This is a genomic window from Mesorhizobium sp. AA22 (assembly GCF_001672375.2).
Taxonomy (GTDB): Bacteria; Pseudomonadota; Alphaproteobacteria; order Rhizobiales; family Rhizobiaceae; genus Mesorhizobium; species Mesorhizobium wenxiniae.
In genome coordinates this window covers 2,079,921-2,091,443 of the sequence record NZ_CP048406.1, presented here as the reverse complement: position 1 = coordinate 2,091,443, position 11,523 = coordinate 2,079,921, and the positions used below count along the sequence as shown (strand labels likewise).

9 protein-coding genes and 1 pseudogene are annotated in these 11,523 nt (G+C 61.8%); 8 read left to right on the top strand and 2 right to left on the bottom strand.

The window, feature by feature from the left end; all coding sequences use genetic code 11:
* Nucleotides 1-254: 254 nt before the first annotated feature.
* The 3 genes from A9K68_RS10310 to A9K68_RS10300 all read left to right on the top strand — a co-directional run bounded on the left by A9K68_RS10310 (nucleotide 255) and on the right by A9K68_RS10300 (nucleotide 2,988).
* A complete protein-coding gene (locus tag A9K68_RS10310; protein ID WP_065007586.1) occupies nucleotides 255-1,058 on the top strand; it encodes an NADH dehydrogenase in 804 nt (267 codons plus the stop codon).
* A 173-nt stretch (nucleotides 1,059-1,231) separates the two neighbouring features.
* The gene (locus A9K68_RS10305; RefSeq protein WP_065007587.1) at nucleotides 1,232-2,377 is read left to right on the top strand and encodes an aminodeoxychorismate synthase component I; all 1,146 of its coding nucleotides are present in this window, start codon (nucleotides 1,232-1,234) and stop codon (nucleotides 2,375-2,377) included.
* Nucleotides 2,326-2,988: an aminotransferase class IV family protein gene (locus A9K68_RS10300; protein ID WP_065007647.1), complete on the top strand. Its 663-nt coding sequence runs from the start codon at nucleotides 2,326-2,328 to the stop codon at nucleotides 2,986-2,988. Before A9K68_RS10305 ends, A9K68_RS10300 begins: the two co-directional genes overlap by 52 nt.
* A 133-nt stretch (nucleotides 2,989-3,121) precedes the next feature.
* Here the strand turns inward: A9K68_RS10300 and aztD are convergent, their stop codons facing one another.
* Together aztD and aztC are read right to left on the bottom strand one after the other, a co-directional pair.
* A complete protein-coding gene (gene aztD / locus A9K68_RS10295) occupies nucleotides 3,122-4,333 on the bottom strand; it encodes a zinc metallochaperone AztD (protein WP_065007648.1) in 1,212 nt (403 codons plus the stop codon).
* Nucleotides 4,334-4,401: 68 nt separating this feature from the next.
* The gene (gene aztC / locus A9K68_RS10290; RefSeq protein WP_065007588.1) at nucleotides 4,402-5,388 is read right to left on the bottom strand and encodes a zinc ABC transporter substrate-binding protein AztC; all 987 of its coding nucleotides are present in this window, start codon (nucleotides 5,386-5,388) and stop codon (nucleotides 4,402-4,404) included.
* Nucleotides 5,389-5,894: 506 nt separating this feature from the next.
* On the opposite strand from aztC, the pseudogene A9K68_RS10285 reads away from it, so the two are divergent.
* The 5 genes and pseudogenes from A9K68_RS10285 to A9K68_RS10265 all read left to right on the top strand — a co-directional run.
* Nucleotides 5,895-6,544, top strand: a pseudogene (locus tag A9K68_RS10285) (GTP-binding protein); the annotation flags it as partial.
* Nucleotides 6,545-6,572: 28 nt separating this feature from the next.
* Entirely contained in the window at nucleotides 6,573-6,833 is a 261-nt protein-coding gene (locus A9K68_RS10280) for a nitrate reductase (protein WP_065007591.1), read from the top strand.
* A gap of 344 nt (nucleotides 6,834-7,177) precedes the next feature.
* Nucleotides 7,178-8,623 carry a homospermidine synthase gene (locus tag A9K68_RS10275; protein WP_065007592.1) on the top strand — a complete coding sequence of 482 codons (1,446 nt, stop codon included), beginning with the start codon at nucleotides 7,178-7,180 and terminating at the stop codon, nucleotides 8,621-8,623.
* Nucleotides 8,624-8,819: 196 nt separating this feature from the next.
* On the top strand, nucleotides 8,820-9,194 hold the full coding sequence (locus A9K68_RS10270; protein WP_065007649.1) for a hypothetical protein: 375 nt from the start codon (nucleotides 8,820-8,822) through the stop codon (nucleotides 9,192-9,194).
* A gap of 178 nt (nucleotides 9,195-9,372) precedes the next feature.
* The gene (locus A9K68_RS10265) at nucleotides 9,373-11,475 is read left to right on the top strand and encodes a bifunctional UDP-sugar hydrolase/5'-nucleotidase (protein ID WP_065007650.1); all 2,103 of its coding nucleotides are present in this window, start codon (nucleotides 9,373-9,375) and stop codon (nucleotides 11,473-11,475) included.
* Nucleotides 11,476-11,523 lie beyond the last annotated feature (48 nt).

Sequence of the window (11,523 nt, the reverse complement as noted above, 5' to 3'; positions counted from 1 at the left end):
TCCGGAAGCTGTATGATAGCGTCCCGCCTCAAGCTCAGTCGGGCGCGGGGCTCAGGCCAGGAAAAAATCTTCGGTCCGGTCACGGCGCTTCGGCAAATGCGACAGCGGCCGTTGGTCATGGCAGGAAAAGCCGGTCGCCGACAGCTCGATCTAAGCCGGCTGTTCCGCGAACAGCGGAGCCACCATTGAATGGTCCTTGTGCCAAGGTCACCACTCCAGGCCACGGCAGATGGATCGGACTGGAGAGAAAGACAATGGGCACTTTTTTCTACATGCTCCTGGCGTTCCTGGTAGGTGTGTTGGTTGGCTGGTTCATCTGGGGACGCCTGCGTGGCGAGCTCGACAGCCTGCGCGGTGACATGGACCGCACGCGCAGCGAGCGCGACAGGCTGCGCGCCGACGCCGACCGCCTGACCGGCGAGCTGGAAGTATGCCGCGGCGCCCGCGCCGACCTGGAGCGCCAGTTGGGCGATGCACATGGCACCAAGACCGGTGCGACAAACGCAGCAATCCCGGCGCCGTCGGCATTGATGGCGACATCCGCGCCGGCCAAGACCGCGCCGGCCAAGTCGACACCGGCAAAGACCGCGTCCAAGAACGGGCCAGCAAAGACCGCGCCAGCCACGACCACGTCCAAGAAACCGGCGGCCGCGAAGGCCGCAGCCGCTCCGAAGGCCAGTGCGTCGAAAGCGAGCGCGTCACAGGCAAGTGCGCCAAAACTTCCCGCATCGAAAACTGGTGCTGCACCGAAGAGCGCTGCGTCAGCGGCAAAGAAAGCCGCGACAACAAAGGCGGCGGCTGGCAAAGCCAGCAATCTGCGCCGCCTTATCGGCATCGGCCCGGCCAACGAGCGACTGCTCAACGGGCTCGGAGTCACAACCTATGCGCAAATCGCCGCCTGGACGGCCGCCGACGTCGAGCGAATCGAGGAGACGTTGAACTTCGACGGCCGCATCGAGCGTGAGCGCTGGATCGAGCAGGCGAAACTGCTTGCCGCCGGCGATGAGGAGGAATTCGCGCGCCGCTTCCCGACCGGGGGAACCGCGAGCAACACCTGAATTGCCTGCCGGTATCGAGCACATAACAGACCGGCGGTGCCTTCGAGGTGCCGCCGGTTTGCTTTTGCACCAAGGCTGCCTTTGCGTCTTGAGACGACGCTCTCTCGATTGCGCGCGTTCGAGCCCCCATATAGAGCGATAGCTGGCGTCATCGATCGCAGCATCCGAGTCCCATGCCCCTGCCCTCTGCAATTTTCAGAAATGACGAGCGCGCGCATCAGCTCGTTTTCGACCGTCCGGCCGACATCATCGTGGCGCATGAGGCGGAGGATTTCCTGCCGGCGCTGGAAATCGCCCAGGCCGCGCATGACGCTGGCAAATGGCTGGCCGGATATTTCTCCTACGAGGCCGGCTACCTGCTCGAACCGAAGCTCGTTCCGCTGCTGCCGGGCGGACGCCGCGCCCCGCTTGTCTGCCTGGGGATCTTCGACGCCCCTGTCGAACAGGCGGTCGTGTCCAGCAACGCGCCGGCGACCAACGGTCCGATCTTCGATGCAAGGGCTGCCTGGTCTTCAGAAGACTACGCAAAACGCTTTGCGCGGCTCCACAATCACATTCGCAAGGGCGATTGCTATCAGGGCAATCTGACCTTCCCAGTTCATGCGCAGTGGTCGGGCGATCCGCTGGCCGCCTTCGACGCGCTGACGGAGCGCCAGCCGGTGAAATATGGCGCGCTGATCGCACTCGGCGATCCGGTCGTCTTGTCGCGTTCGCCGGAACTGTTCTTCGAGGTCGACGCCGAAGGCATGATCGAGACGCATCCGATGAAGGGCACCGCCCCGCGCGGCGCGACCAAGGCGGAGGACAAGCGGCTGAAGGCGTTCTTGCGCAACGACGAGAAGAACCAGGCTGAGAACCGGATGATCGTCGATCTCCTGCGCAACGATATCTCGCTGATCAGCGAGGTCGGCACGCTGGAGGTGCCGGAGCTTTTCCGCATCGAGAGCTACCCGACCGTCCATCAGATGGTGAGCCGCGTGCGGGCCAAGCTCTTGCCCGACCTCACCATCCGCCGGATCTTCGCTGCGCTGTTTCCATGCGGATCGATCACCGGCGCTCCAAAAATCCGCGCCATGGAAATCCTGCACGACTTGGAAGCCACGCCGCGCGATGTCTATTGCGGCGCCATCGGCTGGATCGCGCCTGGCGGCAGGATGCGCTTTTCGGTGGCGATCCGCACCATATCGCTCTTTTCCAGTGGCGAAGCCGTCTACAATATCGGTGGTGGCGTCGTCTTCGATTCGACCGCCGAGGAGGAGTATCAGGAGTGCCTGCTGAAAGCGCGCTACGCGACGGGAACACCGCCGATTTCGAGCTGATCGAAACCATGCGCTGGCAGCCGGGCCAAGGCTTCCTCCGTTTCGACCGCCATTTGGCCCGCCTTTATGGCTCGGCAGCCGAACTGGGTTTTGCCTGCGATCCGCAGAAGGTCGGCGAGATGCTCAGGAACGCCGTCGACCGGCCGGACATGGCCTTGCGCACACGCCTCGTCCTGTCGCGCAGCGGCAAGGTGACGGTCTCGGCGCTGCCTTACGAGCCGCATGGAGCCGACAAGGTGTGGAGGCTGCAACTGGCGCGGGTGCGGCTCGATTCAAGCGACACGCTGCTGCGCCACAAGACGAGTCGCCGGGACACCTATCAGCGGGCGCGAGCCGAATATCTGATCAGCCGGGCCGACGAGGTGCTGCTGGCCAACGAGCGTGGCGAAATCTGTGAGGGCACGATCACCAATCTCTTCGCCGATTTCGGCGACGGCGCGCTGGCAACGCCGCGGCTCGATTGCGGCCTGCTGCCTGGCGTACTGCGCGGCGAATTGCTGGACGAAGGCCGCGCCCGCGAAGCAATCTACACCTTGGATGATCTGAAATCGGCCAAAGCGCTGTTCGTCGGCAATTCCCTGCGCGGATTGATCCCGGCACGGCTGGGCTGAAAACGCACCGAAAAGGCACCAGACGACACGCCCATGACTTTGTCTCGAGCATGGTTTTGCTTTGCGAGTTGGGAAGATGCGTCCGGCCCGGCAAGAAAGGGCCGGACGCGCGGCAGCCGCTTGGGAGGAGCGACTATTCGCCTTCGTGGGTCTGACCGGAGCCGCCGACGGAAACGATGTTGAAGGGTTTGCCTTCGACAGCCATGTCGCCGGTTTTCTCGAACGATGTCGCATCAACGAGACGCAGCACGCCTTTCAAAGGATCCGTAACCACGATCCTGTCGCCGGCGACCGCGACGCGCGGCCTCGGCTCGCTCCAGTGACCGTCCATCGAATAGGGATCGGTCAGCTTGAGCGAGTTTGCGATCTCCCCCTTCACCACGTCGAGTTGGTGAAGCTGGCCGTCCTCGGTGAAGACGTAGGCGAACTTCGCACGAACGGGATCGACCACGAAATGCACGCGGCGCGTCGGAAGGCTGATCAGCCGGAATGCGTCGCTCTCGACCGTCGGATCGATCAGCACCACCTTGTCGGCGCCGTAGTTGCCGAGGAAATATTGCAGGCCTCTGCCGCCGATCAGCGTCGTCGTTTTGCCGTCCGGCAGGCTATCGGCATAGGGTAGGTGACGGATCGCCGGGGTGCCGTCGCCATCGGTGACAACAAGCAGACCGGTCGCGCAGGCGAAAGCCAGGATATTGCCGGAAGACGCCTCCCCGTGGAGGTCGGGGCAGGCGTGGATGCCGCCGATCGGCGCGCCGGCTTCGTCAGCGACCCTGATGCCGACCGGGAGTTCGTCCGGCTTTTCCCTGTTCGGCTCCGACAGGAGAACATGGGAGCCATAGGCGACTGCGACGCCGTGCTGCGGCGCGTCCGTCTTCACTTCCCTGAAATCCGATTTGCCTTCCAGAACGGCCTTCTCGGAGATGATGCGGGCGACACCTTCGCCGTCGAAAAAAGCGGCGAGGTCTCCGTCATGCTCGACGAAATGCGACGGCTTCTTGCCTGCGATCTCGACGCCGGCAAGCTTCGGCGCTTCGACGTCGATGTCGCCGTGCTCGCCGTGGTCCTCGAAGGAAATGCCGCTCGCGATCCCGGTAACGACGCCGGCCGCGCCCTGCACGGCGAACACGGTCCGGCCGCTTTCGCTCCGATGGAGCGATGCCGGCCCTTTGAGATGGAACGTGTCGAGCTTTTCGCCATCGACTGCATCGACTACGGTCACCTTCGGGTCCGCGTGATCTGAGATGAAGAGGCGCCAGGCGGTCACCTCCTCGGCATGGGCAGCACTTGTTGATAGAGACAGAAACAGCGCGATGGCCGTGGCTGACGCCCAATTTGTCCTCACGGTATTCTCCTTGAATGTTATCACATAACTGATTGTGGTCGACGAAGAGGCGGATTGCTCCGTGGCGGTCAGCTTCCGAGGATCGCGCCTTTCATCGTCGTGATGTTGTGCCGCATCATCTCGAGATAGGTCGCAGCCGGGCCGTTCCTATCCGACAGGGCGTCGGAGTAGAGTTCACCGCCGACTTTCAGGCCCGTCTCGCTGGCGATCTGTTCGATCAGGCGGGGATTGGTGACGTTTTCCACGAAGATTGCCGAAGCCTTGTCTTGCCTGATCTGTTTGATGAGGGCCGCGACGTCGGAGGCTGAAGCCTCAGATTCGGTGGAGACGCCCTCCGGTGCGAGGAATTTTATGCCGTATTCGTGCTCAAAATACCCAAAGGCGTCGTGGGAGCTGATGATCGTGCGCTTGTCCTCGGGAACGTCAGCTACAGCAGCTTTGATCTCCGCTTCCAGTCCCTCGAGCTGCCGGCCGTATGTTTGGGCATTGGCCCGATAGGTGTCACAGCCGGCCGCATCGGCGGCACAGAAGGCATCGGCGATGTTCTTCACATAGAGTTCGGCATTGTGCACCGACTGCCATGCATGAGGATCGGACTCGCCGTGATGATGGTGCCCTTCCTCACGGCCCTCTTCCGCCTCCGCGGCGTGCCCTTCCCCGCCCTTGGCGGCCTTATCCTGGTCGTGGTGACCTTCTTCCTCGGTGTTGCGCAACACCTCGCCGCCTTTGGTCAACTCCACGACCGGCGCCTTCGTCGCGCTCTCCTCGACGAGACGCTGAAGGAAGCCCTCGAACTGAAGGCCGTTGACCAGCACCACGTCGGCAGAACCGACGGTGGCCGCGTCGGCCGGCTTCGGTTCGTAGACATGGGCGTCACCATTAGGGCCGACCAGCGTGATGATGTCGACACGGTCGCCACCGACATTCTTGGCGAAATCGGCGATGATCGAGAAGCTGGCGACAACCTTGAGGTTCTCGGCCGCGGCCACCGACGGGATGATTGGCAATGATGTTATGACGCCCACCACGGCGGCAAGCTTCAGCGTCCAGGACATTCGATCAACTCCTTCTGTTCAAGTGGCTCTGTTGGGACATATGCCGGACGCGTGCCGAGCACGCTGCGCGCCGGCAAAGATGGAAGAATGTACGCCCGCCGACCGGATGACCGCCGGGCCGGACGATTCCGTCGGGATGGCTGTTGTAGCCCAGCGTGAGGTCTTGAAAGGTCACACCGACCGCCATTTGCTCCATCTCCATGGAAAGCATCAAAGTCAGCCCCGCTCTTGACGATGCGTTATGTTATGTTATCACGTTCGTCAATCGAAACCGTTATGTTATAACTCACGGTAACCGTTGTGCTCGAAACTGCGTGGAACACTAAGGAACAACGGATGCCTAGACGTAATCAGCCAGTTGGTTCTCGGTGCGCTCGCGCGCTCCGAGCGGCCGATGGGGGCCTACGAACTGCTTGAATTCCTTCGTCAGGAAGGGCTCCGCTCACCGCTACAGATCTATCGCGCGCTGGATCGGCTCATCGAGGAGGGCCTGGTTCACAGGATCGAAAGCCTGAGCGCGATCCGACGCGATCGTCACGGTCGTCGATGCGAAGCATCTCCTCGGCGAGTTGGATCATGCGCACGAGGCGCAGGAGCAACTCCCTTTCGCCGATATCGTCATACTCAACAAGACCGACCTGGTAAGGCCGATCGAACGCAATGCAGTGGAGGCGCGCATTCGCAGGATCAACCCGACGGCTGCAATCAGCATTCCACACATTGCAATGTTCCACTCGACGAGGTTCTGGATCGCGGCGCGTTCGATCTGAACCGTGTCCTCGAAGTCGAGCCGGACTTTCTCGACGCAGAACACGAGCATGAGCATGACGATCACGTCACCAGCTTTTCTCTCGTCACGGAAACTTCGATCGATCCGGGCAAGTTCTTGCCGTGGATCCAGATGATCACACAGAAATTCGGCATCGACATGCTACGCATGAAGGGCATCCTGGCGTTCAAGGGCGATGACGACCGCTTTGTCGTCCAGGCCGTCCACATGCTGCTCGAAGGCGACCACCAGCGCCCATGGAAAGCAGGGGAGAAGCGCGTAAGCCGGCTGGTGTTTATCGGCCGCAACCTTCCCAAGGGCATGATTGAAGACGGCTTCCTCAAATGCTGTGTCGACGTGGACTCTGTAGAGGCTCTGAGTGCGTAGGCAAGGCGCCTTTGGGACAGGACTGTATATGAATCGCCTCGCGAACCCACTCGCCCCGCGCGGGCTTGCCCTGCCGGAGAAGACCGGCCAGATCAAGGTCTGGGTTCGCGAGGCCCGCGGGCTCGATGGCGACGTCGTGGTGTCCGTCACGGAGCTCGTATGCCGCAAAGATGGCTGTCCCGACATCGAAACGGTGATCGGCATAATGCGTCCCGGCGAGAAAATCGAGACGATCCGGATTCACAAGGCAATCGCCGATGTCACCTCGCGCGATCTGCCGCAAGGGTGAATAGATTGGCGTATCCGCAGAATGTTTGGCCTGTAGGCCAAAGCTGTGAGCGCTTGCGGAAGAGTCGCCGAGGCATCGTGCTGCGACCCGGATCGGGAACCGTCGACGAGAGCTAATGCTCGCCGCATCTTTCGCCGCGCAATTTGCTGGCGCTCGACTTTGCTCAACGCGACTACAAGGTTCTGACGGCCACGATCGGCTGGTCGTCCTCTTAACCACGTGGCCAATGCGGCGTAGCTCGCGGTTTTTCGCTGGTTTATGACAATGATCTGTGGTTGTAGCGCTTGGCCGTCCGGCAAAGAACGCCCCGGCTTTTCAGCGTGTCTGAGGGAGTAATCGATAAAATGGCGAATGAAAACTGGCCCGTTTACGGCGAGATCACCGGCCCTGTCGTGATGATCGGCTTCGGCTCGATCGGGCGGGGAACGCTGCCGCTGATCGAGCGCCATTTCAAGTTCGACAAGTCCCGCATGACGGTCATCGACCCACGCGATACCGATCGCAAGCTGCTCGACGAGCGCGACATCACCTTCGTGCAGGATGCGGTGACCAAGAAGAACTACAAGAAGCTGCTGACGCCTTTGCTGACCAAAGGCGGTGGCCAGGGCTTTTGCGTCAACCTCTCGGTCGACACCGGCTCAGTGGATTTGATGCGGCTCTGTCGCAAGCTGGGTGTGCTTTACATCGACACCGTCGTAGAGCCGTGGCTCGGCTTCTATTTCGATACCAAGGCCGACAATGCCAGCCGCAGCAACTACGCGCTGCGTGAATCCATGATCGAAGAAAAGCACGCGCATCCCGGCGGGGCGACCGCAATCTCCACCTGCGGCGCCAATCCAGGCATGGTCTCGTGGTTCGTCAAGCAGGCTCTGGTCAACCTCGCCACCGATCTCGGCCTCGAGTTCTCGGAGCCCGCGCAGCACGATCGCGAAAGTTGGGCCAGGCTGATGAAGAAGGCCGGCGTCAAGGGTATCCACATCGCCGAACGCGACACACAGCGCACCAAGAAGCCGAAGCCGATGAACGTGTTCTGGAACACCTGGTCGGTCGAAGGCTTCATCTCGGAAGGGCTTCAACCGGCCGAGCTAGGCTGGGGCACGCATGAGACGTGGATGCCGAAGAACGGCAAGAAGCACAAGCATGGCTCGAAGGCCGCGATCTATCTGGAGCAGCCGGGCGCCAACACGCGTGTGCGCAGCTGGTGCCCGACGCCCGGTCCGCAATACGGTTTCCTGGTGACGCACAACGAGTCGATTTCGATCGCCGACTTTTTCACCTTGCGCGGCAGGAAGGGCAAGGTTCAATATCGTCCGACCTGCCACTACGCCTACCACCCCTGCAACGACGCCGTGCTGTCGCTGCACGAGATGTTCGGTGCCGCCGGCAAGGCGCAATCCGTGCATCACGTGCTCGATGAAAACGAACTGGTCGACGGTGTCGACGAGCTCGGCGTGCTGCTCTATGGCCACGACAAGAACGCCTATTGGTACGGTTCGCAACTGTCGCTGGCGGAAGCGCGCAAGCTGGCGCCTTATCAGAACGCCACGGGCATGCAGGTCACGTCTGCAGTGCTGGCGGGCATGGTCTGGGCGCTGGAAAATCCCGAGGCCGGCATCGTCGAGGCAGACGAGATGGACTACAGGCGCTGCCTGGAAGTGCAGTCCCCCTATCTGGGGCCGATCAAGGGCTACTACACCGATTGGACGCCGCTCGATAACCGCCCTGGTCTGTTCCCGGAAGACCTCGACAAAAACGACCCATGGCAATTCCGCAACATCCTCGTTCGATAGTGCAACATCCTCGTTCGATAGCAATGTTTCACTGCCTTGCAATCGCCTGGAAATCGGGCGATTGAAGGAAAGGTGGGGCCTAGAGCGACGTGCGTCCATTTGGACGCACAAAGTATAGCGCTTTGAATGTACGCATCGTGCTTACCGAAAAATCGGATCGATTTTCCGGCCGATGCGAGAGGAGAGGATTTTGATGATGACGATTGCGCGCAAACAGCTTTCGGCCGGCATTGTCGCGGCCGCTGCCGTCGCCTTGGCGGCGTGCACCACCGCCGGCCCGGGCGGGCCGTCATTGGCCACGCGCAACGCGGTCGAAGGCTCATGGATCGACGCGCAAGGCACCGGCCTGTCGACCTTCGCCGCCGGCAGCTTCAATACCGTCGCGACCGACACCGGCCAGAAACTTGCCGACGGCAGCTACACCATGACCGGCGGTACTTCGGTCGCGATCAATGGCACTTCGCTGATCCGCCAGACGCCGATAAGCTTCAACTGCTTGTTGATCTCCACCTCGCAGCTTAATTGCACCAGTGCGAGCGGGCAGAACTTTGTGCTGACGCGACGCACCTGAGCCCATACTGAACTGCTTTGCAAAGGACGGCGGCTTGAGGACGCCGTCCTTTTTGCGCCGGCAAAGCTGGCCCCGATTCCGCTTGCATCACCTAAAACGCGATGTGAACATGGGCGAAAAGCTGGCTGTTATGTTCCAGTCGAGCAAGGGCGTTAAACAGGTCATCCGGGAGACGAAGATGAAGAAGATCGCCGCCATTGCCGCCCTGTCGGCGTCTACGCTTGGCCTGTCAGCCGGCGTGTCCTTTGCCGACTACACGCTGAACATCCTGCACATCAACGACTGGCATAGCCGCATCGAAAGCAACAACAAATATGAATCGACCTGCTCTGCCGAAGAGGAGGCCAAGGGCGAGTGCACCGGCGGCGCGGCGCGGCTGATCACGGCGATCGGCCAGGAGCGCAAGAAGCTGGAAGGTCAGAACGTGCTGCTGCTCAGCGCCGGCGACAATTTCCAGGGTTCGCTCTTCTACACCACCTACAAGGGCAAGACCGAAGGCGAATTCCTCAACCAGATGAAATTCGACGCCATGGCGGTCGGCAATCACGAGTTCGACGACGGCGAGGCGGCGCTGGCGCCGTTCCTGGATATGATCAAATTTCCGGTGCTCGGCGCCAATGTGAAGGCCAACGCGCAATCCAAGCTGGGTGACCGCGTGAAACCGTCGATCGTGATCGAGGTCGGCGGCCAGAAGATTGGCGTCGTGGGCGCGGTCACCAACGACACGCCGGAGCTCGCTTCGCCAGGCCCTAACGTCACGATCGAGGACGACGTCAAGTCGATCACGTCAGAGGTCGAGAAGCTGAAGGGAGAAGGCGTCAACAAGATCATCGCGGTCACCCATATCGGTTACAAGCGCGAGCGCGACGTCATCGCCAAGATCCCGGGTGTCGACGTGGTGGTCGGCGGCCACAGCCATTCGCTGCTGTCCAACACTGACCCCAAGGCTGAAGGCCCCTACCCGACGATGGTCGACAATCCGGACGGCTACAAAGTGCCGGTCGTCCAGGCGGCGTCCTATTCGAAATATCTCGGCGAGTTCAAGGTCGTGTTTGACGACAACGGCGTCGTCAAGCAAGCCAGCGGCGACCCGATCTACCTCGACAAGTCGATCACGCCAGATCCCGCGGTGCTTGCCCGCATCAAGGAGCTCGGCGCGCCGATCGAGGCGTTGAAGAACCAGGAGGTCGCCGAAACCACCAAAGCGATCGACGGCAGCCGTGAGAACTGCCGCACCCGCGAGTGCGAGATGGGCAATCTCGTCTCCGATGCCGTCCTTGACCGCGTCAAGGACCAGGGTGTGGAGATCGTCATCACGAATGGCGGCGGTCTGCGCGCTTCGATCGACCAGGGCACCGTCACCATGGGCGAAGTGCTGAACGTGCTGCCGTTCCAGAACACATTGGCGACCTTCCAGATTTCCGGCAAGGATCTGATTACCGGGCTCGAGAACGGTCTCAGCCAGATCGAGGACGGCGCCGGACGCTTCCCGCAGGTTGCCGGCCTGAAGTACTCATTCGACAAATCGGCTGCCCCGAATGCCGGGCGCGTCAAGTCGGTCGAACTCATGCAAGGCGGCGCGTGGACCCCGATCAATCCGGACAAGGATTACCTGGTCGCCACCAACAACTATGTGCGCCAGGGCGGCGACGGCTACAAGGTGTTCGCCGACAAGGCCAAGAACGCCTATGATTACGGACCGGGCCTCGAACAGGTGGTCGCCGATTATCTCAGTGCACATCGGCCCTATACGCCGAAGCTCGATGGCCGCATCACCGAGATCACGGCCGCCGCCGCGGCGGAACCGGCCAAGGAACCGGCCCAGGAACCGGCGAAGCCGGCCGAGGCTGCGCCCGCTCCGGCCGAGCCCGCAAAACCAGCAGAAACGGCTCCAGCCGCGACTGCGGAGCCAGCGATGCCCGAACCGCCGGCCGGTTCGGACGATATCGCCACGACGCCGCCAGCCGTGCCGGCGGAACCCGCCCCGGCAACGCCGGCACCTGCCGAGCCGGCAAAGCCAGCCGAGACGGCGCCCGCGGCACCGGCTCCTGCGGCGGAACCGGCCCAGGAACCAGCCAAGCCAGCCGAAGCTGCGCCTGCCGAGCCGGCAAAGCCGGCCGAAAGCAGCCATGTGATCGTTGCCGGCGACACCTATTGGGATCTGGCGGAAAAAGCCTATGGCGATGGCGCCAAGTGGAAAACGATCTCCGACGCCAACAAGGACTATGAGGCGCGCCGACTTCCCGTCGGCGTGACCTTGACCATCCCGGCCGCAAACTAAATTCTTCCGTCATTGTTGGAAAACCCGTCCGGGTAACCGGGCGGGTTT

What these genes read in the sequence shown, in the direction of transcription:
- A9K68_RS10310 (WP_065007586.1), top strand. Translation starts at nt 255, where the DNA reads ATGGGCACTTTTTTCTACATGCTCCTGGCGTTCCTGGTAGGTGTGTTG.
- A9K68_RS10305 (WP_065007587.1), top strand. Translation starts at nt 1,232, where the DNA reads ATGCCCCTGCCCTCTGCAATTTTCAGAAATGACGAGCGCGCGCATCAG.
- aztC (WP_065007588.1), bottom strand. Translation starts at nt 5,388, where the DNA reads ATGTCCTGGACGCTGAAGCTTGCCGCCGTGGTGGGCGTCATAACATCA.
- A9K68_RS10280 (WP_065007591.1), top strand. Translation starts at nt 6,573, where the DNA reads ATGAATCGCCTCGCGAACCCACTCGCCCCGCGCGGGCTTGCCCTGCCG.
- A9K68_RS10275 (WP_065007592.1), top strand. Translation starts at nt 7,178, where the DNA reads ATGGCGAATGAAAACTGGCCCGTTTACGGCGAGATCACCGGCCCTGTC.
- A9K68_RS10270 (WP_065007649.1), top strand. Translation starts at nt 8,820, where the DNA reads ATGACGATTGCGCGCAAACAGCTTTCGGCCGGCATTGTCGCGGCCGCT.
- A9K68_RS10265 (WP_065007650.1), top strand. Translation starts at nt 9,373, where the DNA reads ATGAAGAAGATCGCCGCCATTGCCGCCCTGTCGGCGTCTACGCTTGGC.